Annotated in this window: 22 protein-coding genes and 1 tRNA gene; 11 read left to right on the forward strand and 12 right to left on the reverse strand. The window is 58.9% G+C overall.

Annotated features, from left to right (window positions below; translation table 11 throughout):
- Positions 1-352: 352 nt before the first annotated feature.
- Complete coding sequence (locus KYG_RS04140; RefSeq protein WP_369749734.1) at positions 353-673, reverse strand: helix-turn-helix domain-containing protein; 321 nt, start codon at positions 671-673, stop codon at positions 353-355.
- 415 nt (positions 674-1088) lie between these two features.
- Between KYG_RS04140 and KYG_RS23565 the strand changes: the two genes are divergently transcribed.
- A complete protein-coding gene (locus tag KYG_RS23565; RefSeq protein ID WP_008903578.1) occupies positions 1089-2675 on the forward strand; it encodes a flagellin in 1587 nt (528 codons plus the stop codon).
- 1 nt (position 2676) lies between these two features.
- Here KYG_RS23565 and KYG_RS04150 read toward each other — a convergent pair whose 3' ends face one another.
- Entirely contained in the window at positions 2677-3141 is a 465-nt protein-coding gene (locus KYG_RS04150; RefSeq protein ID WP_237707196.1) for a DUF4124 domain-containing protein, read from the reverse strand.
- A gap of 40 nt (positions 3142-3181) precedes the next feature.
- Positions 3182-4102, reverse strand: a complete 921-nt coding sequence (locus KYG_RS04155) for a restriction endonuclease (protein ID WP_034693087.1) — start codon at positions 4100-4102, stop codon at positions 3182-3184.
- 337 nt (positions 4103-4439) lie between these two features.
- Between KYG_RS04155 and KYG_RS04160 the strand changes: the two genes are divergently transcribed.
- From KYG_RS04160 to KYG_RS04180, 5 genes are all read left to right on the forward strand, one after another.
- Positions 4440-7052 (forward strand): AAA family ATPase, encoded by a 2613-nt coding sequence (locus KYG_RS04160; protein ID WP_008903581.1) that lies wholly within the window; start codon positions 4440-4442, stop codon positions 7050-7052.
- A gap of 367 nt (positions 7053-7419) precedes the next feature.
- On the forward strand, positions 7420-7824 hold the full coding sequence (locus tag KYG_RS04165; RefSeq protein ID WP_082753583.1) for a transposase: 405 nt from the start codon (positions 7420-7422) through the stop codon (positions 7822-7824).
- The gene (tnpB, locus tag KYG_RS04170; protein ID WP_008903583.1) at positions 7821-8168 is read left to right on the forward strand and encodes an IS66 family insertion sequence element accessory protein TnpB; all 348 of its coding nucleotides are present in this window, start codon (positions 7821-7823) and stop codon (positions 8166-8168) included. Before KYG_RS04165 ends, tnpB begins: the two co-directional genes overlap by 4 nt.
- Before the next feature lie 63 nt (positions 8169-8231).
- Entirely contained in the window at positions 8232-9803 is a 1572-nt protein-coding gene (locus tag KYG_RS04175) for an IS66 family transposase (RefSeq protein ID WP_034693102.1), read from the forward strand.
- Entirely contained in the window at positions 9800-10321 is a 522-nt protein-coding gene (locus KYG_RS04180) for a hypothetical protein (protein ID WP_008903585.1), read from the forward strand. The genes KYG_RS04175 and KYG_RS04180 overlap by 4 nt, the downstream gene beginning before the upstream one ends.
- Positions 10322-10492: 171 nt before the next feature.
- Here KYG_RS04180 and KYG_RS04185 read toward each other — a convergent pair whose 3' ends face one another.
- On the reverse strand, positions 10493-11107 hold the full coding sequence (locus KYG_RS04185) for a hypothetical protein (protein ID WP_008903586.1): 615 nt from the start codon (positions 11105-11107) through the stop codon (positions 10493-10495).
- A gap of 202 nt (positions 11108-11309) precedes the next feature.
- Between KYG_RS04185 and KYG_RS23205 the strand changes: the two genes are divergently transcribed.
- Together KYG_RS23205 and KYG_RS04195 are read left to right on the forward strand one after the other, a co-directional pair.
- Positions 11310-12275, forward strand: a complete 966-nt coding sequence (locus KYG_RS23205) for a protein kinase (protein WP_008903587.1) — start codon at positions 11310-11312, stop codon at positions 12273-12275.
- A gap of 13 nt (positions 12276-12288) precedes the next feature.
- Positions 12289-13440, forward strand: coding sequence for a hypothetical protein (locus KYG_RS04195; protein WP_008903588.1), 1152 nt, complete (start codon positions 12289-12291; stop codon positions 13438-13440).
- On the opposite strand, the gene KYG_RS04200 is transcribed toward KYG_RS04195, so the two are convergent.
- From KYG_RS04200 to KYG_RS24250, 5 genes are all read right to left on the reverse strand, one after another.
- Positions 13426-13932 (reverse strand): hypothetical protein, encoded by a 507-nt coding sequence (locus tag KYG_RS04200; protein ID WP_008903589.1) that lies wholly within the window; start codon positions 13930-13932, stop codon positions 13426-13428. The two genes, KYG_RS04195 and KYG_RS04200, sit on opposite strands and share 15 nt — an antisense overlap.
- 346 nt (positions 13933-14278) lie before the next feature.
- The gene (locus KYG_RS04205; protein ID WP_202798333.1) at positions 14279-14932 is read right to left on the reverse strand and encodes a PIN domain-containing protein; all 654 of its coding nucleotides are present in this window, start codon (positions 14930-14932) and stop codon (positions 14279-14281) included.
- Positions 14933-14988: 56 nt separating this feature from the next.
- A complete protein-coding gene (locus KYG_RS04210; RefSeq protein ID WP_008903591.1) occupies positions 14989-15651 on the reverse strand; it encodes a hypothetical protein in 663 nt (220 codons plus the stop codon).
- A gap of 278 nt (positions 15652-15929) precedes the next feature.
- Positions 15930-16202: an H-NS family nucleoid-associated regulatory protein gene (locus tag KYG_RS04215; RefSeq protein ID WP_008903592.1), complete on the reverse strand. Its 273-nt coding sequence runs from the start codon at positions 16200-16202 to the stop codon at positions 15930-15932.
- 39 nt (positions 16203-16241) lie between these two features.
- Entirely contained in the window at positions 16242-16532 is a 291-nt protein-coding gene (locus tag KYG_RS24250) for a hypothetical protein (protein WP_139019291.1), read from the reverse strand.
- Between the two features lie 155 nt (positions 16533-16687).
- Between KYG_RS24250 and KYG_RS04220 the strand changes: the two genes are divergently transcribed.
- From KYG_RS04220 to KYG_RS04230, 3 genes are all read left to right on the forward strand, one after another.
- Positions 16688-17014: a hypothetical protein gene (locus tag KYG_RS04220; protein ID WP_008903593.1), complete on the forward strand. Its 327-nt coding sequence runs from the start codon at positions 16688-16690 to the stop codon at positions 17012-17014.
- A 3-nt stretch (positions 17015-17017) separates the two neighbouring features.
- Positions 17018-17629: a hypothetical protein gene (locus tag KYG_RS04225; protein WP_008903594.1), complete on the forward strand. Its 612-nt coding sequence runs from the start codon at positions 17018-17020 to the stop codon at positions 17627-17629.
- A gap of 184 nt (positions 17630-17813) precedes the next feature.
- Positions 17814-19163, forward strand: a complete 1350-nt coding sequence (locus KYG_RS04230; RefSeq protein WP_008903595.1) for a hypothetical protein — start codon at positions 17814-17816, stop codon at positions 19161-19163.
- 84 nt (positions 19164-19247) lie between these two features.
- Here the strand turns inward: KYG_RS04230 and KYG_RS04235 are convergent.
- The 3 genes from KYG_RS04235 to KYG_RS04245 form a co-directional block, all read right to left on the reverse strand.
- A tRNA-Ser gene (locus KYG_RS04235) sits at positions 19248-19337 on the reverse strand.
- Between the two features lie 83 nt (positions 19338-19420).
- Positions 19421-20347, reverse strand: a complete 927-nt coding sequence (locus KYG_RS04240; RefSeq protein WP_008903596.1) for an SPFH domain-containing protein — start codon at positions 20345-20347, stop codon at positions 19421-19423.
- A 51-nt stretch (positions 20348-20398) separates the two neighbouring features.
- Positions 20399-20824, reverse strand: coding sequence for an NfeD family protein (locus tag KYG_RS04245; RefSeq protein WP_008903597.1), 426 nt, complete (start codon positions 20822-20824; stop codon positions 20399-20401).
- Positions 20825-20899: the final 75 nt, after the last annotated feature.

Genomic DNA, 20899 nt, shown 5'->3' on the forward strand with positions numbered 1-20899 from the left:
TTAGCTGTTGAGAATTGCTCCGGAGTGACGCTATTGAATCAGGGCAGTAGAGTTTTGCTAAGGGGCAAACCAATTGATGAGAAGTTGTCCCCCCCCTCATTGCGATGTCAGTGATGTGCAACGGCCCTTGGAGGCCTCAGCGCTCGGCGCGATTTGGCCTTCACAGGCAAGAGCGAAAAGTTAGGAGTTCCGGGGGGGCTTGAACGGGAAGCTCTGTGCGGCAGAAGCACAGCATCGGCTTTGTCAGCGCGATTTCTGACGGACCTTGCGATTCCGGGTGAGGGCGAAGTTGGAGAACGTGGCTGAAGGGATGTCGCCTACTTTGCTAGTTTCTCCAGGGGCTTCCCGGCCACTATTCGCTCAGTAATTTCCGAACGGCCAGGCGAGCACGTGGGGCGGCCTTGCTGTAACGGAGCAGCATTTCCGCTATTTCGTCATCTTCATCTGCAAAGAAGAAAGCCACAGGCACACCCAGCACCTTGGCCAGTTTGCGCACGGTGAGCAAGTCAGGGCGATGGATGCCCAGCTCGTAACGATTGATCCGCGTGCTCGCTACGAAGGCATCAATCCCAGCTTCGATCCCCAGCATTTTTTGAGACAAGCCAGCGTTGAGCCTAGCCTGCTTGAGCCTGGCTCCCCACCGTTGATCCGCCTCTGACATCTCTCGTCCCATAGGACTACGAGAGTCGTAGTTATGCCACTTTATTGATACTACGAGTTGCGTTGTATAGGCCGTGCAACCTGACGATGAACGCGGCCAGCACCTCTTCAGTGGCCCGCCAGGACGTTCTGAGCACGATAGCGTGATGAAAGCCTCGGGCTGTCACCCCGCCTCCCCCCATTTGCCTCAAAGCTACGAATTACGTAGCCATCACCAGCTACTTCCTGCCTTTGATGGCTGCCTATCTGAATATTCTCGATTGCTACGATTTACGTAGTTTTAGACGAAGGTCGAGACGGCCTGTAGCAGCAGGAGGAGGAGGAGCATCAATGACGGGGAGGCAGACTTTGAATGGACTGAGGAATGCACTCATAGGCGTTGGTGCGATAGGGGCCGTTGCGGCGTGGATTGGAGCAGCGGAAGTGGCATGGCACTGACCATTTCCACCAACGTTCCTTCGCTGAATGCCCAGCGCAACTTGAGCGCGAACCAGGCAGGCTTGGCTACAACCATGCAGCGCCTGTCTTCGGGCATGCGTGTCAATACGGCCAAGGATGACGCTGCGGGCTTGGCGATCAGTGAGCGCATGCTGACGCAGGTGAAAGGCATGGATGCCGCCAAGCGCAATGCCAACGACGGCATCTCGCTAGCTCAGGTGGCCGAAGGTTCAATGCAGAAGATGACCGAAATCCTGCAACGTGGCCGCGAGTTGGCGGTACAGGCGGCTAACGGCACCAACTCCCGGAGTGACCGCCAAGCCCTGTTTGCCGAATACTCCCAATTGCTTCAAGAGTTTGAGCGCATGTCTCAGACGGCCAACTTTAATGGTCACAAGCTCTTGGACGGCAGCTTCACTGCGCAGACGTTTCAGGTGGGAGCCAACGCGGGGCAAACCATTGATGTGTCAGTGCCCGCGTTGAAGAGAAGCACTGTTGGTGTTTACGGTAGGTTTCTAGAAGACACTTTCGCGTTGTCGCGGGGAGCTTCACAAGGATTCAATAACTGGGTTGCTACTTCGCTACCCGCAGGAAGAACCTTTGGTATTGATGGTGTTGAATTTCCGGGAGACGACATATTGTCGATGGCGGATCTTGCAGAAAAACTGAAATCCAATTCACCTAATGATGTAGCAATAGAAGCTAAAACGAAAATAACTTTGGTCATCCCCCCGAATCCGAATGGCTTGGTGACAATCAGTCTCGTTGCTGGCGAAGACTACAGCAAAGCGCGAACACTCTCATTAAACTGGGACGGCTCCAGTGCAGCAGGGCTGGCTGCTATGCGCTCCATCAATGAGCTATCGAGCATCACTGGAATCCGGGCAGAAGATTTCCGTCCTGCCGAACTGCCTAGTGGCTCCACGGATTTAAATGGGAATCCAATCAACTATCCGATTTTTCGCCTAGTGAGCGATACAGGAGAAAACATACATGTGCTAAATAACTCCAATCCAGCTGCGTTTGTCAGCTTGGCAGATGCCAACTATAGTGAATATGGAGTTTCATATAGTTGGTTCTATGGTGCGAATTCCATGTTGGGCAGCGGTCAGTTTGGAGTTGACGACGCATACGCCATTGGGGATATTTCATATGTGTCTGATTCCCCAATTTCATTGAAGTGGGATGGTGGTTATGACGTTGATGGAAATGAAATCGGCCTCTTACCATCCAACGGCTGGTTTTCCGCCAAACAAACAACAATAGATCAGATATCTTTTGATTCCACAGCGGATGCAAGTCGATCTCTACGTATCTTTGATGCGGCCATCAACCAAGTATCTAGAGCGCGTGCTGACTTGGGTGCCGTGCAGTCGCGTTTCGAGGCCACCATTGCCAACTTGGAAATCTCGTCAGAAAACACCGCAGCCGCCCGCGCACGTATCGTTGACGCCGACTTTGCCCAAGAGACTGCGCAACTGGCGCGACAGCAAATCCTGCAAAACGCAGGCACTGCGATGGTGGCGCAAGCCAATGCAGTGCCGGAGCAGGTGCTAACCCTGCTCAAGGGGATCTGAGCTAGCAGTTCAGGTCGTTGAACTGTTTGCGAGCTTTGTACAGCTCCACGTCGGCCAGGGCTTTGTCAGTGGGAGTGGCTGTGGCGGCTCGCTGCTTGAGTTCAGGCAGTTCGGTATCCAGCCGGGTGCATTCCGCTTTGTCTCTAGGGCTGAGTTTGAATCGGTGCTTGTGGACCCGGTACTGCTCAGGGGTCATGCCTGTTAGTGGCTTCAAGGCATCGGCCATCAAGGCATTGTGTTCAGCCCGCTGCACATCAGCGCCCTTGCGGCTGGCACCGGTCATTTTGTCCATGCCTTGTGTGGGTGTCGTGTCAATTTCCTTGGCCCCTACACAAGGTGCATCAGAGTAGCTCACCTTGCCTGCCGTCTCGCAGCGGTAGACAGGTTTTTGGGCGTGGGCAGGGAAACTGAAACTCAACAGGCCCAGCAGGGCGAACGACCAATGAAGGTGGCGAGTCAGGTTCAAACCTGAAGAAGACAATAAGCGCATTGGTTTCAAACTCGAACTAGCTGGCAGCCGCGGTTCCCCGGCATTTGGGGTAGGTGGTGCAGCCCCAGAATGTGTTGCCGGCATTGGCCCCTTGTCTAGCGGTGCGCAGTGCCATAGAGGCACCACAACGTGGGCATTCAGGTTGGGCAGGAGCCTTGGCGGTAGCCTGGGGAGCTTGGACTGCCGATTGGGGTTGAGGTGCCGGGCTCCCCATTGAGCTGGGAATCTCGCGTTGTGGGGCTACTGGTTGGCCTTGGGTGCTCCGAGCCTGCTGAATCATGGCAAAGAGCCGAGGGCCGTCAACGAGTTCGATGTTGCGCCCTTGGGCGAAGTCTTTGGCATCGGTCGTAAACCGCCCCGAGGTGACGACAAAGCCGCCTGTGGCGCCTTTGGCAGCCATGACGCCATAGAGTTCACGCACGGTGGTCACGCCCACTCTGTAGGCCTTCCACTGTTTGCACTGCACAAAGAATTTTTCTGACCCCTTGACCAGAACGAGATCGACGCCGCCATCAGGGCCGCCCCCGCCGATTTCTGCCACGCGGTATCCCTGCAGTCGGTAGGCTTCACCGACCAGCAGCTCAAACTCCCGCCAGCTCATGCCGTCCAGGGCGTCGGCATTGCGTGCTTGTGCCACGTCCGAAACCAGGGCTTGGCGCTGTTTGCGCCGCCAGGCTGAAAGGGCTGCCGCTGCAATACACAGCAGCGGCACGATGTACTGACCGGCGTTTGCCAGGCCGTGGATGATGGCCTTTTGCATCATGGCCCCCACCATGGCGCCTCCTTGGCCTTGAATGTCAGAGGCTTGGATGGGTACCGCTAGGCGGTGCAGCAAGAAATAGCTGACCGCTGCGAGCACCAGGCAGACCCACCAGGGGAGCATGGCAAGCAAGTCCAGGACATCTTCTAATGGACTGGATTTCTTGCGTCTGGCCATGGTTCCTCCCGATGTTTTTGTGGCGTTTGCACTATTTTGGCGCAAGCGTTTGATCATGCCTGAGTGACAGTGGGGCGCTCGAAGGCCGGGAAGCAGCTAGTGGGGTGCTGTGCCGATACCAGAACGCGAATTGCTGCGCTAAGCGACTGCTGTGCAGCGAGAGCTGCCCTTCGCTTGCACTAGCCGAATTCACGCTGACTGGCAGCAAGTGGTCGCTGACGTCGACGACCATGTGACGCATGAAGGTGGCTACCTCCTAAAAGGTGACATACCATCTTCGAGCTGGAGCGTAAAAGTCAACTCCCCCCGGCGACACCGCAATCAAAGGAGGTAGCTGGTGACGATTCTTCAAGAAATTCATGCTTGGTCGAAAGGCCTCCCCGCCTGGCAACAAGACGCCATCGCGCGCATCTACGAGAGCCGCGATTTGAACGCGGAGGTAGTTGGAAATCTGTATGCCCTCGCCAAGAGCGAGGCGGGAATTGAAGACCCAGAGGATCGCCTACCCAAAGCACTCGACGATGCGCAGGTGGCGGCCCCTTCCGATCCAGCCCGACTTGTGCAACTGCTTGCAATCAAGGAACTTGCAAACGTCAATGCCTTGGCTTCGGGAGGCAGCCTCCCAATCGCAGAAGCTGGCTTGACGGTAGTCTATGGTGAGAACGGTGCAGGCAAGTCGGGATACTCGCGAATCCTCAAGCACGCCTGCCGTGCGCGCGATCAGCGCGAAGCCATCCTTCCTGACGCGAAGATGGATCCTGCGAAGGCTGGGAAGCCCTCTGCAAAGTTTGACGTGGTCATCGATGGAGCCAAGTCTGAACTCACGTGGACAGTTGGCAGCACTCCTCCGGAGCCGCTATCGGAGATCGCCATCTTCGACACCCACTGCGCCAGGGCCTATATCGACAATCATGGCGACTTTGCCTATCGCCCTTATGGTCTGGACATATTGGAAGTTTTGGTGGGGCTCTGCGGGAAGCTGCGAGTACTGGCCACGCAAGAGAAGGCAGCTAATACGCCTACCAATGCAGCATACGCAGCCATTGCCACGCAGCAAACACCGGTGGGACGGGCCCTGCTGGCCATTCCTGGCGCAACAAAAGCCGCCGACATTGAAGCCCTCGCTACGCTTTCCGATGCTGAGTTTTCGCGGCTTGAACTGCTGACCAAAACCCTTTCAGAGACGGATCCAAAGCAAAAGGCGCAAGCCTTGAGGCAGCGGGCAGCACGATTGAAAGAGCTTAAGGGCCGCATCGACCTTGCATTGCCACTGATCGACAGCGCCAAGATTGCCGCCTTGCAGGAGTTGATTGAAAGGTCGAAAGTAGCCAAGGCTGCAGCCGATCTTGCCGCTGCGGACTTCAAGGCAAAGGAAGGACAGTTGCCCGGAACGGGTGGCGAGGAATGGAAGGCGCTGTTCGAGTCCGCCAGAGCTTTCGCAAGGATTTCGCTCCCGGATCAGCAAATGGGAGAGTTGCCCGATGGTGCATTCTGCCCGCTGTGCCAAAACGTCTTGGGCAGTGACGGCTCAGCTCGCATGTCGCGCTTCGAGGCGTTCATACAGCAGGATTCCGAGGCGAGGGCCAAGAATGCCCGAGCCGAGGCTGAGGCAGCCTACAGGGCTTTGCAGGCAGCTAACTTGAACTTACTGATTGGGGCAGCTCTAGCTGAGGAGTTGAAAGAGATCGATGCGGCCCTTGCCGATCAGTGCACAGCTCTGCAGAGCTGCCTTACCACCCGCCAGCGGCAGAGCATGGAGGCGTCCGCAGGGAAGCTTGCTTGGGAGCAGATTCAACCTATCGCCGAGATCCCTTGCGGCAAGCTTGAGGCTCATGCATCCAGCCTAATCGAACAGGCCACGGCGCTTGAGGCCACCGCCGATGAGAAGTCGAAGGCGGCCATGGAGCAGGAAAAGCTGGAGTTGGAGGCTCGAAAGCGCCTTGCCGAAGTAAAGGCGGCGGTGCTCGATGCAATCGCCAAACACGATCTGTGCGCGAAGCTGCAGGCGTGCATCAATGCAATGGATACACGCGCGATATCTCGCAAATCCACAGAGCTTTCACGGACGATGGCCAGCCAAGAACTCGCTGATGCGCTCAATGCTGAGCTTCGCTGCCTCAAAGTCCATGAGTTGTATATCGGCATGAAGCCCGAGTCCCCAGGGGGCAAAACTCAATTCAAGCTGACGCTGCAGCTTCCCGGAGGTGGCGCGCCATCCGCAGTCCTAAGCGAAGGTGAACAACGTGCCATCGCCATCGCATCCTTCTTGGCGGAGATCAAACTCGGAAAGGGCAAAGGTGGCATTGTCTTTGACGACCCCGTCTCCTCCCTTGACCATCGACGCCGTTGGGAGGTGGCAGAGCGCCTCGCGCAGGAATCCAAAGTCAGGCAGGTGATCATCTTCACCCACGACATCTACTTCCTCGCAATCTTGGAACAGAAGGCTGAGGCCGTTGGCGCATCGCTGGCCAAGAACTACATCCGAAGGACTGTCAACGGCTTTGGCGTCCACTCCCAAAGTCTCCCGTTCGATGTCGAAGGAACCAAGGCGCGTGTGGGTCAATTACGGCAAATGCAAGTAGATGCCCAGCGAGCCAAAAAAGACGGAGATGATGACCGTCATCGAATGCTAACTACTGCGGCTTACGGGCGACTGCGCCTAGCCTGGGAGCGTTGTGTCGAAGAAGTCTTGTTCAATGGCGTTGTCCAACGTTTTGGCGAAGGCGTGTCCACACAAAAGCTCAAAGCCGTTGTAGTGACTGACGATGACTACAAGCAGATCGAAGCTGGTATGTCGAAGAGCTCGAAGTTTGAGCACGATGCGGCCAGCCCGGTTGGACGGCTTCCAATTCCGGATCCGGAAGAACTCTTGGCAGACATCGAAAACCTTGAAGCTTTCCGCGTGGCAGTGGACAAACGCAATCGGCAGGGAATACCAGCGCGGGCATAGCCAAGACAAACCGAAGGCGCGATATATCCATGCACGCCCGCCCCCCGCAACTAGTGCCCATGTATGGCATGGAGTGGATGAATGGTTTCCGGACGTAGGCGCACCAACTCAACAGCACCCGCTTTTGTCATATGCCTCGGATCCGATCATCTCTGACCGTAGAGCATCCGTAGGTCAACCACTACTGAGCCCCTGGTTTCGCTCCCGCCGCCTGGTTGAGGCAATGCGCTAACCACCCAGATGACCGGTCGGGGAATGAGCGGTCATTGGCCAGGAATGACTGACGACCCGCTCCCAGCCTGAAACGTAAGCGTGGCCCCAAGGCCCTTCTTGTGAGGAGCGGAGGGTCAATGCAGGATATGTCCATATGCAAGACAGTGGACACACCCCAGAGTGGAACGGCCCGACGGTGGAGCGAGTCATGCGCAACGGCAAGCGCATCTACGTCTCGGCCTTCAAGGCCTGGCTGGTGGAGCAAGCGCTCAAGCCAGAGGTTTCGGTTGCCGGCCTGGCACTTCGCCACGGTGTCAACGCCAACCAGCTTCGCAGCTGGATGAAACTCGAGCACTGGCAGTCCTCACCTCATACGTTGTTGCCGGTCACGGTCGTCGCAGACGCTCGGCCAGCTGAGGTGGTGGCCACCACAAACGCTCGTCAGCCAACCCAACCCAAGGGGGTGATGGAGATTGAGGTGGGCGGCACTGTCATCCGTCTGCGCGGCCCAGTGGATACCGAGCAACTCAAGGCGGTGCTGGCCGTGGTGCGCGCATGATCGGTTTGCCAGCGAACACGCGGGTGTGGATCGTGGCCGGCCACACCGACATGCGCAAAGGCTTCGACGGTTTGGCGGCAATGGTCCAAGGAGCTTTGAGCGAGAACCCGTTCAGTGGCCACGTCTTTGTCTTTCGCGGCCGGCGCGGCGACATCCTCAAAGTGCTGTGGTTTGATGGCCAAGGTTTGCTGCTGCTGAGCAAGCGGCTCGAACGCGGCCGCTTTGTCTGGCCGCAAGCTGCATCCGGCGGCGTGTCTCTGACCTCAGCCCAACTCTCGATGCTGCTTGAAGGCATCGACTGGCGCATGCCGGCGCGCACGCACCGTCCCGATCTGGCGGCGTAAAGCTTGGCAGTTGCGGGTCATTCCCGATGAGGTGAGACAGCAGAGTTGGGCATACTCAAAACCGTGCCGACGCCCCATCAACCGCCCCAGAACATCGACGAATTGCTGCGCATCATCGCGGCGCGCGACAGCGAGGTGGCCCTGCTCAAGTTGATGGTCGACAAACTCAAATTGCAACTGCTGCGCCGGGTTCGCTCCGAATTCGGTACCTCCAGCGAACAGTGGTCGGCGCAGATGCCTTTGATCGATGGTGGCGAGACCGCGATGGTCACTCGAGCCAAGGCCGCATCTGCACCGGCCCCCGCCAATGACCCGCAGATCGACCGCAGTCTGCCCGCGCACCTGCCGCGCGATGTTCGGGAGCACCTGCCCGAGATCAGCGACACGCACCAGGACACAAATGGCCAGTCCTGCGGGTGCACCGCTTGTGGCGCTCGACTGCGTAAGATAGGACAGGATGTCTCCGAACAACTGGAGTACGTGCCTGCCCACTTCAAGGTGATCCGGCATGTGCGTCCCAAGCTGGCCTGCGTGGCGTGCCATGCCATCTTCCAGGCCAGCGCACCCAGCCGCCCCATAGCGCGCGGACTGGCCGGTGCCGGCCTGCTGGCCCATGTGCTGGTGTCCAAGTACTGTGACCATTTGCCTCTCTACCGCCAAAGCGGCATTTACGCCCGCAGCGGTGTTGAGCTGGACCGCTCAACGCTGGCCGGCTGGGTTGACCAGGCCGGTCAATTGCTTGATCCCCTGGTGGCCGCACTGGGGCGCTACACCCTGGCGGCTGCCAAGATTCATGCCGACGACACCCCCGTGCCGGTGCTGCAGCCCGGGCGCGGCAAGACCAAGACGGGGCGCTTGTGGGTGTACGTCAGAGATGACCGTCCGATCGGCTCAAGTGCGCCACCGTCGGCCTGGTACCAGTACACCCCAGATCGCAAAGGCGAGCATCCAGAGCGCCACTTGAAGAAATATCGCGGCATTCTCCAGGCGGATGCCTATGGCGGCTGGGGCAAGCTGTACGCCTCAGGACAGATCACCGAGGCAGCATGCTGGGCGCACGCGCGCCGACCGTGGTGGGACCTGTACCTGAGCAGCGGCAAAGACGAGACGTCTATCGCAGCACAGGCGCTCAGACGCATTGCCGATCTGTATGCCATCGAGCGTGACATTCGGGGAAAGCCTCCCGACATTCGACAGGCCCAACGCCAGGCGCGTGCCGGGCCGCTGCTGCAGGAGATGCACGTCTGGTTGAGCCAGTTGGTTGGTCGGGTGTCGGCCAAATCGGAGTTGGCCAAAGCCATTGGCTATAGCCTGACACGCTGGCAGGCTCTGACGCGGTATTGCCAAGATGGGCGCATCGAGATGGACAACAACGCAGCAGAGCGGGCATTGCGCGGGGTGGCTTTGGGACGGGGCAACTACCTGTTCATGGGATCGGATGCCGGCGGCGAGCAAGCGGCGGCGATCTACAGCCTGGTGCAAACCGCCAAACTCAACGGGATTGACCCCGAGGCCTACTTGCGGGAGGTGCTCGGCCGCATAGCCGACCACCCCATCAACCGCATTGATGAGTTGCTGCCCTGGAACCTGATGCGGCAGTCCCGTCAGGCGGATCAACAACGCAAGGCGGCATGAGCGTGTCTGGCATTGACCCGCGGGTGCTGGACGCCCTGCAGAACGCAAGCAGCCTGGAGCTGTTCCAGCTCAGCACGCTGATCGAGCGGCTGCTGGCCGACCCACGCCGCATCATTGCCGTGCGCAAGGACATGAACCTGGGTCAAACCGTGCGCTTTGTGGACTGGCGCGATGGCAGTCTGCGAGAAGGCAAGGTGGTGGCCATGCGTGACACGCAGGTCACGTTGCAAGACCTGCGCGAGCGCAAAGAGTGGAAGTTGCCTTACGCCGCGATCGAACCGCCCTTGCCCGATCCTGCAACACGCCCTCAAGCTGTGGCGCCAGAGCCGCCGGCCGCCCCCCGACCGACGCGCAACGACTTTCGCTGCGGCGAGAAGGTCGCCTTTGAGGACAAGTACCTGCAGACCGTGGTGGGCACCATCGTGCGCATCAACAGCCGCACTGCAACCATCGACCCCGGTGATGGCACGCAGTGGCGCGTAGGCTTCGGCTTGCTGCGACACATCCTGGACGTCTGACTATCCCATAAGGACCTCGTCAAGAGGGTGCTGAGCTGACGCTTACCCTGAAACAGTCTTCCCAATGGCACTGGCAACTCCGCAGCGATGGCCGTCATTCAGCAGCTTTCGCTGAACGACTGCTGTTATTCCCGTAACGACCGGTGATCACTTAAATTTGCGGATCGTGGGTCAATCTGGGACTAGGACGTAGACGGGCATGTAGCTGCCGCCTCTGCCGATAAATCCAACGCCAGGTATCACTCGGTGGGCATGCCGAACATCCCGAATCACCCGCATTGCATCACGCCAAATCAGCATCGATGCTGCTGCTACAGCGTCACCTACGTCGTCGAGCTTCCAAGACGGCAGTTGGCATCCGTCGAGGGGTTCCGGCCCGATATCTGGCCTTGAAAGGTGGACCTTGAAATGCGCGTCTTGATGCTGGAGTCCCGCGAGGGGGAACCAGTAAGTTTGAAAGTTGCGGCCGAGTTCGAAGAGGTCACTGACTGCCGGGAAGGCTGCGACGCTCGGTAAACCATGCACGATGGCCCGGTCCGCGAACTCGAACAGCTCTCGGTTGATTTTCCCGAGCATGCTCTGACTATCGAGAACCTTGGGCCGTCGAGCGAACACAACCAACACCCGGAATCGCTGACTGGCATGCCGCTCCTGCGCAAAGCTGTTTCCCTCACGCGTCGACCAAAAGTACATCGGCACGGCAGCACCGAACCTCTGCCTCAGGTACGAGAGGAGTGGCGGCAGGATGGCGTACTCCGCCGTTCGCTCGCTGAAGAAGCTCGACATAGCTTCAAGTTGGCAAGGCGCGTTGGTATTACTCACGAGCGCCGCCGCGCAGGCAGAATTGTCCGCTACAGCACATCGCGGCCAGATCGTGTTCTTTCCTAGTTCGCTCCACGTCCGATTCTGTTATCTTCGGTTACAAAAGTCTACACTCCTCTCCTCGGTATTCCGAGCGGGAAATTCAACAGCGCCAAGGAGGCCCGCCGTGCCGAGAGATTCGCTACAGCTTCGCGACGACTTAGTCGCGTGCCTGCCGAGCCTTGTGATCGACAGGCCGCTCGCCGAGTCGGGGCAGCGTGTGGTGTATTTAGCGCACTTCGTCGACGCCAGCATTCCGGCGGACGTTCTGCCTCCAGACGGGAATGATCCGGATCAGAGGCCGTTCCTCCACGGCTGGGAAGCATGGGGTGGAATTGTCGTGAAGGTGGTGTCCGGGGCGGATAACACCGCTCTGGCTAGACTTCAAGCTGAAACCGCCATCCTTGAGGATGTCAGACCAGCTAGCTTCCCGAGGCTGTTGTTCTGCAACCTGTTCACAGAAAACCCGGTCACCGATGAGCGCCTCGCTGAGCGGTTGTACGTCTCAATCGAAGAGTTCGTCGATTCGACACCGCTTTGCGACATGGCCGACAGGTACAAGGGTGATGAGAGGGGCATCGCGACGCTTGCGCTGGGAATCTCCAACGCGCTGCTGCCACTGTGGGTTCATCACCGCAAGTTCGTGCATCGAGATATCAAGCCGGCGAACTTGCTGATCCGCCCCTCGGGTGAAGTTATGGTCATTGACCTTGGAATCGTGCGAGAGACTGGCGCGCCCGGGGTCACGCATGACGGTCCTGGTCCTGGCCCGTTCACCCCGGGGTATGGCGCACCCGAGCAGATGGCCAACGAGAAGGAGGCGGTGACCTTCAAGACGGACTTTTTCTCTATTGGCGTGGTCATGTACCGACTCATGGCCGGCGTAGAACCCTTCGCCTCCAAGCCGGGCATGCAGATGCACGAAATCATGATTGCTGCGGCCGGGTACGAACCTCCGCCGTTGGAGACAGTCGCGGGTGCGTCACGAGCTTTCTCTGACTTCGTGGCTAAAGCAATGATGAAGGTGCCGTGGCAGCGGCAGCGCACTCCAGTGCTGTTCATCGAAGAACTTCAGGCAATACTGGCGAACTAACAGAGGAGCACAAATGGCGTTGGGACTACTTCATCAGGTCGGGCACAACAGCAACTGGAATGTCGAATCGTTCCAGACGGACGGGTGTGGTGACGGCTTGATCCTGAGTCCGCTGCACCAGGCGCAAGCCACGGTGGAAAAGCTGCCGCCTGCGACGCGCTCTGTGTCGATTTTCGATCCTCAGTTCTATCTTCCCAGCTCACGCAAGCCAAAGCTTCTGACGTATCCCTTCTTCCCGGAACAGGTCGATGGGGGGTTTCAGACTGCTACTTTCGTTGCGCACGCCTCTGAGGTTGCCAAAGCCTGCATCGACTTTCAGATCGACCAAGGATTCAGAAAGGTCGTCGTGCCCACTAGGTACATCAACCAGATGTACCCCTCGTACTTCGACCAACAGCGGATGTTCACCATTGACGCTTTCATGGAGCACGCTGGCAACCGTCCCCTGTGCCTGTCTGTGGCACTAACGGCACCCATGATCCAGGACGCGGACTGGCGCCGACGCGTCCTGAACTGGATTACCTCGTTCCCGAATGTGGACGAGGTCTATGTGATGTACGAGCATGAGCGCAACACCAAACAGATTCAAGACGCGCAGTTCCTGACCGATTGCATGGCGTTCTTCTCCGATATATTGAACACCGGTCTAGGCCTAGTCTTGGGCTACACAAATACTGAGGGGCTTCTCTACTCTGCGGCCGGCGATCTAACCATCACTATGGGCGCGTTCGAGAACACTCGCATCTTCTCCGTGGACAAATTCCTTGAATCGGAAGGGGAGCGGCGCGGCCCCAAGGCGCGGATCTACCTTGCCGGATTGCTTAACTGGGTGCAGTTCGAGGATGCCAAGCGAATCCGTGACCGGGCGCCGCGCGTTTGGCAACAGGTCTATCGGGCGACGCCCTGGGCAGATGAGGCATTGGCTCGCTTGGTCGAGCCGACATTCAATCAATCGCCGCTATATAAGCACTACTTCCGCAACATGCAAGACCACGTCGACGAGCTTCGCTCTCTATCTCTCGCTGAGCGTCGAGCCTTGCTCATTCGCAAGGTCGATGCTGCGTTGGCGGCCTACCGAGAAATCGAGCACGCGGGCGTGCCGCTTGAGAAGCATGGGCAAGCAGGCCACTTGCAGCAATGGCGACGAGTGCTAAACGGCGCCTGAAACGATCTTCCGGGTAAGGGCGCGGGTAGATAGCACAGACTGCGCTTGCCATCGCTTTGCGAGGCTCATAGGGCCTTGCGTTGCGGCGGCGTGGTGGATGAACAGGCCTCGCCCGCGCTCCACGGAAGCGAGGCCCACGCCGGCGATTCGAAAACGGTCCAGCTGAGCAATGGCCGGCCTGGCGAAAGCGTGGTCCAGTACGACCCAGGACTCATCCGCGAACTGCAGATTTCTGTAGGCCTGGACCAGCACACGCTGCCAGTCACTTATCTTGGCTTCGACCGCGATGAGCCGCTCGAACGGAGGCGTTCGAAGGCCCGAGATGGTCAACGAATCCCTTGACTGCGCTGCGACGCCCGCTGCTAACAGCTGCGCTACGACTCTTTGCGCAGCGCCTTCGGAGGTGCCCAGAAAGGCTGCTAGCTCGGCGCGGCTCTTGATAGCGTCACCTACGCCTTGTTTGAGGAGAACGGCGAGGCGAGGTGAAACCATCGCGGCAGCTCGCAGTGCTTTGGTACTACGCGGCGATCGTTTTGCTAGAACAAGGTCAGCGACGCCCACCCCGGCATCCACCTCTAACTCCACTCGATATTCATGACGCCTTGCGTGCGCTACACAGGCGATGATGGCCTTTACAAGGGCCGCTTCCGATTCAAATCCAACGCATCTCACGTCTTTGTGCTCATTCTCTTGTGTTGTTACTCACCACGGTGCTCCTGCGCCATCCTCACCGCGCGCTCGCGCACCTCGGGCGAGAACTTATTCGAGTTGCTCATGGCTCAATCCTCTCAGAAGGTTGAGCCTCCTCAAAACCCCGGGGCGATTCAGTTTGGGGCAACTATGCATGCGATAGTCCCAAGCTGTGTTTTGCGGCACCCCAGTTCGGGGCGTATTCGATGCTCACAGCCGCAAAGTCAGCGGCGATGTCTTCCTGAAGGTGGCGGGTGTTTGGCGCGAAGTATTCCCTGGTGTTCGACGAGGCAAAGACGATGGGGGCTGTCATCCCGGCGGCCCGCAACTGGCTCGCTGTCTCGATATAGACCTCGACGATCACACAGTCCTTCATTGATTCCTTGCCGCGTCGCGCAGGCGTGCGAGGCTCGTTGACACGCCTGAGTGCCCTACTGGCCACGCCATCGTTGTGCGGCACTACCTGGGCAACCTGTAGCCACCGGTCCAGCACCGGCCTGGCCCGGCGGACGTGGCCATCTAGATGAAGGACCTGCAGAGGCCCTCGGGCTCCGTAAGCCTCAGCCACATTGTGGATGCGCTGCGCCTGCGCAAGGAATTTCTCCAAAGCGGTTTGCGCCTCTTGCTCAACGTTCGCTGCGTTGCCTGCGATCTCCAAGCTAACCTGCTCGGCCATGAGCACGGTCAGGCCGGAGCCCACTTCGGCCATCGCGAGGAGGGCCAGCCCTGCGTTGACGTCCGCAGGTGTGACACTCTCGCGAGTGATGTCGCGAACAACATCAAGCACCGTGCAGGTGTCCACGCATAGCACTGGTAACCCCATTCCCACCAGACGGGAGATTTCTCGGGAGCTCAAACTCATGAGCGCGAATGGTCGTATTGCTCAAGGAGGCCGAGGGCGAATTCATAGTCGATTGCTAGTTCGTGGGCCTTGTCTTCGGACCAATGCTCCACTTCGACCAGCCAACGAACGAGCTGATCAGTGTCCGGGCGCTTCGATGCATGGTGTGTCGCGATCAGGAAGGCGTACCACCGATCTCGGTCCATGGGATGCGCAGCCCCCGTGGACTTGTTGGCCAAGCGCGAGAAGCGCCTCAGCGCGGCAGCAGGTTCTGCGTCGAGCCAGTCGTCCAGAGACTGATGGGGCGAGGACAGCTCCACCTCGAAGCCACCGGCACGGGCTGCAGGCTCCGCGATCCTGGCCACGAAGTCGCGCAGGATCGCGTTGTACTTGGTGATGCCCAGTTCGCCGACGTTTCGGGGCACGATATTGGAAACTTTGTAACCCTCCCCCTCCTGCCAGAGTACCAGCCCGGACTCGTCGACATCATCAAATGAGTCCCGAACTAGAACTATCGCATCCTCGTCGTCGGCCGCATGGTCTCGGATGTCTTCTTCTCGCTCTGAGTCATGGCGCCACGGCACCTGGACGTGCGCCAGGATAGTCGTGCGAATCAAGCTCGCCGATGTGCGACTTTTGAGGTGTAGGTTCTGGAAGATCTCGATATTCTTGTCCGTCATATCGGTATGGCCGTTGTAGGTTGTAGGTTGTAGGGAAAAATGGAGAATAGCTGACCGTGCGCCTTCCACACTTTTCCATAGCGAGCAGCACCTAGTCCCTTGATGACCTACGGACCATGCCGCCCTCCACATCGGCGGCGGACAATGCCCGCTTGCGGAAGGAACGGACGGATGACGGACTGAGATCGATTGACTGCTGCCAGCCTGAAGCGGCCACGTTACCAGCGACCGTCGATGAGATGGGCTGTCACTGCCGCGCATTTGCAGCAACAAGCGAGTCAAACCAAAAACTCTGCCCGATTCTTACCTTCGATCCATTTTGGCGCTCTTCCTCTGCCGCTCCAACTCGCTCCCGTCAGCGGGTCGCGGTACTTTGCCGCCACGCTTTTGACCACGGGCTTCCAAGGAAAGACCTGCTGCGCAGTAAAGCCAAACTCGGCTATCAACTCATGGACCGTCTCCAGTGCTTGCTTCGCTTGCGCCTTGCGCGCCAAGGCAATTTGTTGATCCAGTGCAGCTTTTCGAGCCAGTAGTTCTTGGTAGGTGTTCATGAGGTTTTGTTTTTTCCAGTCAAGCCTATGAGGATAGCGCTAAAAACTTGGGCTTTTAGCACCTTTGGCACTATTCAAATAGTGATTACCATAAAAATCTGCTTTTGAATGACTTTCTTTGCAGGGTTTGAATATTGAGTGATATTCGACTGTTATTTTCTTATTTTGATTTGTGATATAATGATATTGCTCGATATTTGATTTTTCATCGATTCGACATATCAATATCAGCTTTCTCCCCGCCTGTATTCCCAGGTCGTTTCTCCTATCCCCCAGCTTGATTTCCTTCGCGCCGTAACCCCACGGTAGCGTGCGCGCGGCTGTCGCCATGACAGCACGCGTGGCACCGCCGTGGCCGTGTCATCGCGGTGGTGATGGGTTGTGTGGTGGCAGATCGCGCCAGGGTGTGCAGGCGGTGGTGCCGAGCGCATAGCTGCGCTTCGTTCTTTTCCCTTCCCCTTTCTCTTCTTCTCAGGAGTTTTCCCATGACCTCTTCGCCTGGTCAGGCCGCCGCATGCGCGCGCTACGAACAACAACGCACTCCCTTGTTCAGCTTGGGCACTGTGCTGATCACCCCCGGTGCACTCGACATGCTCGAAGCACTGCAGCTGGCACCGCTGCCGTTTGTGCTGCGTCACGTTGCCGGGGATTGGGGTGACTTGTGCCAAGAGGATAAGGAGGCGAACGCTGCGGCGCTCACTTACGGCAGCCGTTTGCTGTCGGCCTATGACATCCCCCCGAACCATCGGCTGTGGATCATCACGGAGGCCGACCGGCGCTCGACCACCTTGCTGCTGCCGGAGGAATACTGAGCAATGCTGCATTCCTACCATTGCCACCCCCGCATCAGTGCTGGCATGCATGGCCCCATGTTGGGCAACCAGCGGTTGCATGTGCGCCAGGGGGAGGTGGATGCCACTTGCGGCTACCACTGCGTTTTGATGGCTTTGATGGTGCTGGGCCAAGTACGGCGCAACGCGCTGATTTGGGACACCCGCGATGTGCGTCTGCAAGCGCTGCGCAAAGTGGCGCAGCGGTACTACTTTGATGGCTGCGAGGTCCAAGAGCTGCAGCAGCAACTGGCCCCCTACGCCGAGCAAGTGCACTGCAAGGAATTGCGCTCACGCGTGGCTGAACGCACCTTGGATGCGCTGGCCGATGGAAAGCTGTGCTTGGTGTGCTTTTCTACGGAGCGCTACATGCATTGGGTGCTGGCCGTGGGTTTGCGCTTCGAGGCCGAGGAACCCGCTGACTTGCTGGTGCTGGACCCGGCCATGGCCCCGATACCGCTAGTGCCCTGGAATGCCATGCTGACCGGCTGGGCGAGCAAGCAGCCACGGCGTGTGGTGGCTATGCTCAGTGAGCGCGTGAACATCGACGCGGTGTTGGTGCTGTCGCCTGTGATGCAGGCGCAAGAGGGCGAGTAGGCCGTTTGGCAGTTGCGTCGTTCAGTTTCGCTCGCTTTCTTTTTCCCTTTTTCCCTTTTCTTCTTCCTGAACTTCCGCTTTCAGTAGCGCTGGGCAGACCTCCCAGTGCCGCTGCCGCATGGCCGCATGAGCACATGGCTGGCGGGAGTTCGTTTTGAGCTGTTTTGTTTGGAGGTGCTTTGTGATGACCGACGATTCCTTGATGCCACCGCCGCTAGGGCGGTTGCTAACTGCGCTGTTGGAGTTACCGCCCCTGTTGCCCCTGCCTGGGCTGGCATCCCCCCAAGAAGCCGGTGACGGTGCGGCGCAATTGGTACTGGAAGTGCTGGACACGGCGCTACACACCCCGCCTGCGCAGCCCCAGCGCATGGCTGCAGTGCGGTACTTCTGCAAGCACGCCCGCCACCGCCTGGGCTTGGCGTCCTGGCGGGATCTGCAGGGCTTGCTGGAGCAGTACCCGCAAAGTGACGAAGGCGATGCCGAAGTGGCGCGCTTGCTATGGGGTGTGGAGGCCCCTGAACATGTACGGGCGCTGCGCTTGCTGGTGTGGTTCATGGCAGCGTATGACGTTACCGAGCTGGTGCAGTGGCATGCGTGGATGGGTACGAGTGGGTTTGAGGAAGCCTTGCGGGAATCGCTCGATACGCTGGGCGCTGTGGCAGTGGTGCTGTTGTGGCAAGCCAAGTCGGGGCGCACCGACCATGCCTGGGTACTGCGGTTTGCGCGCAGGGCGCTGGGGCATTCGGTCAGTGAAGGGCCTGCCATGCTGGCTTTCAGAGATGCGGCAGAGGCGATGGGTGTGCCGCAAAGGGTGCTGGCCCGGCAAGTAGCCCATTGGGAGCGGGCAGCGATGGGGGTTGACGATGCGCCGGGCCTGCGGGTGCTGTGGTGGCAGTGTGTGGCCGAGGCCTTGCAGGTGCATGTAGCCCAAGAAACAAGCGCCGCCGCGAGTAGCGACGAATGGCGTGTTGAGTTGTCACCAACGTCGGCATTGCGTTACGGCGAAGCTGGCGTGGTGCTGGAACCTCAGGCGAGGGAACTACAAGCTAACACCCCTATGGTCACCGCGCTGCGATTGCGCCAACGGAGTTGGGCGCAGGGGTTGGGGCTATGGCTGGAGATTCAGGGGGAGGGGCGGCTGTCGGCGGTGCAACAAGCGGCCATTGCCGAGCGGTTTGAGGCTGCGGGGCACCGGGTGCCGCAGTTGCGGTATGCCAGTGCAAATGGCGGTTACCAAACCACATGGCTCGCGACATGGCACTGGGATGAAGCGGTATGGGTGCCTAGAGATATGCCGGTGGCTGACGTGAAGCGCTGCGCACTGGAGACGGGGCTCAAGGCGACCGAGCACTGGCTGTTGATGTGCGGCATGGTGGCGCTGGCGGGAAAGCCGCAGGGGGCTGCGCTGGCGCTTGGTACCGGGCTGGTCGGGGTTGATGTGAAAAGGGAAGCCACCAATGAAAAAAGTTCTAGGGCCTGGGGCGCTAGAACTTCTTCAGGCTGGTGGGGGTGCCACTTTCTGAGCCAAAACTGACTGAAAGCAACCGTATAACCAGCCGTATAACGGTTTTATGACTTTGCTAAAAGTCTTTGAAAATCAATGACTTAGGGCTGTATCTGGCGGAGAGGGCGGGATTCGAACCCGCGGTGGGGATTAGCCCACACACGCTTTCCAGGCGTGCGACTTAAACCGCTCATCCACCTCTCCGAAGCCCTCGATTATAGCCACAGGATTGGGTGCCTACCGGTCACTGCCGGCCACGGTCTGAAAATATCGTCCGCTGTGCTATCTCAACCCGCTCTCTGCGATGTCTGCACCATTTTCATCGCCGAACCGATCAGTGCCGACACTTCGGTCATGTTGCTCGGGACGATGAGGGTGGTGGTCGCATCCGAGGCGACCTGGCTGTAGGCGTCCACGGCCTTTTCGGCCACCTTGAGCTGCACCGCCTGTTCGCCACCTGGCTGGCGGATGGCTGCGGCGACGCGTTCAATGGCCTGTGCATTGGCTTCGGCCACGGCCTTGATGGATTCGGCTTCGCCCTGGGCCTTGTTGATCACAGCCTGTTTTTCGCCCTCGGAGCGGGCGATGAAGGCCTCGCGCTCGCCGGTGGCGATGTTGATCTGCTCCTGCCTGCGGCCTTCTGAGGCGGCAATCAGCGCGCGCTTCTCGCGCTCAGCGGTGATCTGCGCCTGCATTGCGTGCAGGATTTCCTTGGGCGGCGTCAGATCCTTGATTTCGTAGCGCAGCACCTTCACGCCCCAGTTCAGCGCGGCTTCGTCAATGGCCTGCACGACCTGGGCATTGATGATGTCGCGCTCTTCAAACGTCTTGTCGAGTTCCAGCTTGCCGATGACCGAACGCAGCGAGGTCTGGGCGAGTTGGGTGACGGCCATGATGTAGTTGCTGGAGCCGTAGCTGGCGCGCATGGGGTCGGTCACCTGGAAGTACAGGATGCCGTCCACCTGCAGCTGCGTGTTGTCTCGTGTGATGCACACCTGGCTCGGCACGTCGAGCGGGATTTCCTTGAGGCTGTGTTTGTAGGCAACCTTGTCAATGAACGGAATCAGGAAGTTCAGGCCGGGTGTCAGGGTGCCTGCGTACTTTCCCAGACGTTCCTTGACCCAGGCGTTTTGCTGGGGCACGACCTTGACCGACCGGATCACGAAGACCAGGAAGATCACGAAGACGACGGCGGCAATGGCGGTTTTTTCCATGGAAGACCTTTTTAGTAAATAAGGAGATTGAAGGGGCCGGCCGAGGCAGGTTTACACGGGGTCTACCAGCAGGCGGTTGCCCACCAGCTCAGCGACGCGGTGCATGCCGGTGGAGGGCGTGACCCCGGGCCGATGGATGGCAGTCCACTGCGCCCCCCGGTATTTCACGGTGGTGGTGCCATCGGGGTTCCAGCTCTCGATCAGAATGGTCTCGCCCACATCCATGTTCACGCTGCGGTCTGCGCGTGCCGAGGGGTCTCCGGGGCGTTTCTTTTTCTGGAAGTACAGGGCCAGCACGGCGCCACCTCCCAGGGCAGCTGCAGCCACCATCTGCAGCGATAAAGGCACGCCGAGATGTGCCGCAAGGGCCCCCGCCACCAGCCCGACCGCCACCATGAGCAAATAGAACGTCCCGGTGACGAGCTCCGCGACGACCACGGCCCCTGCTGCCAGCCACCAGATGGTGGATTCCTCCATAGCCAACTCCTTGTTGTGATTGTGTTTAGTGCACCACATTCTGGGACAAAAGGGTTGCAGTTCAAAGGCGTGACA

Source organism: Acidovorax sp. NO-1 (genome assembly GCF_000238595.1).
Taxonomy (GTDB): Bacteria; Pseudomonadota; Gammaproteobacteria; order Burkholderiales; family Burkholderiaceae_C; genus Acidovorax.

What these genes read in the sequence shown, in the direction of transcription:
- KYG_RS24250 (WP_139019291.1), bottom strand. Translation starts at nt 16,532, where the DNA reads ATGGCGACAGCCGCGCGCACGCTACCGTGGGGTTACGGCGCGAAGGAA.
- KYG_RS04195 (WP_008903588.1), top strand. Translation starts at nt 12,289, where the DNA reads ATGGCGTTGGGACTACTTCATCAGGTCGGGCACAACAGCAACTGGAAT.
- KYG_RS04245 (WP_008903597.1), bottom strand. Translation starts at nt 20,824, where the DNA reads ATGGAGGAATCCACCATCTGGTGGCTGGCAGCAGGGGCCGTGGTCGTC.
- KYG_RS04240 (WP_008903596.1), bottom strand. Translation starts at nt 20,347, where the DNA reads ATGGAAAAAACCGCCATTGCCGCCGTCGTCTTCGTGATCTTCCTGGTC.
- KYG_RS04180 (WP_008903585.1), top strand. Translation starts at nt 9,800, where the DNA reads ATGAGCGTGTCTGGCATTGACCCGCGGGTGCTGGACGCCCTGCAGAAC.
- KYG_RS04230 (WP_008903595.1), top strand. Translation starts at nt 17,814, where the DNA reads ATGACCGACGATTCCTTGATGCCACCGCCGCTAGGGCGGTTGCTAACT.
- KYG_RS04200 (WP_008903589.1), bottom strand. Translation starts at nt 13,932, where the DNA reads ATGGTTTCACCTCGCCTCGCCGTTCTCCTCAAACAAGGCGTAGGTGAC.
- KYG_RS04225 (WP_008903594.1), top strand. Translation starts at nt 17,018, where the DNA reads ATGCTGCATTCCTACCATTGCCACCCCCGCATCAGTGCTGGCATGCAT.
- KYG_RS04220 (WP_008903593.1), top strand. Translation starts at nt 16,688, where the DNA reads ATGACCTCTTCGCCTGGTCAGGCCGCCGCATGCGCGCGCTACGAACAA.
- KYG_RS04155 (WP_034693087.1), bottom strand. Translation starts at nt 4,102, where the DNA reads ATGGCCAGACGCAAGAAATCCAGTCCATTAGAAGATGTCCTGGACTTG.
- KYG_RS04185 (WP_008903586.1), bottom strand. Translation starts at nt 11,107, where the DNA reads ATGTCGAGCTTCTTCAGCGAGCGAACGGCGGAGTACGCCATCCTGCCG.
- tnpB (WP_008903583.1), top strand. Translation starts at nt 7,821, where the DNA reads ATGATCGGTTTGCCAGCGAACACGCGGGTGTGGATCGTGGCCGGCCAC.
- KYG_RS23565 (WP_008903578.1), top strand. Translation starts at nt 1,089, where the DNA reads ATGGCACTGACCATTTCCACCAACGTTCCTTCGCTGAATGCCCAGCGC.
- KYG_RS04210 (WP_008903591.1), bottom strand. Translation starts at nt 15,651, where the DNA reads ATGACGGACAAGAATATCGAGATCTTCCAGAACCTACACCTCAAAAGT.
- KYG_RS04140 (WP_369749734.1), bottom strand. Translation starts at nt 673, where the DNA reads ATGGGACGAGAGATGTCAGAGGCGGATCAACGGTGGGGAGCCAGGCTC.
- KYG_RS04165 (WP_082753583.1), top strand. Translation starts at nt 7,420, where the DNA reads ATGCAAGACAGTGGACACACCCCAGAGTGGAACGGCCCGACGGTGGAG.
- KYG_RS04215 (WP_008903592.1), bottom strand. Translation starts at nt 16,202, where the DNA reads ATGAACACCTACCAAGAACTACTGGCTCGAAAAGCTGCACTGGATCAA.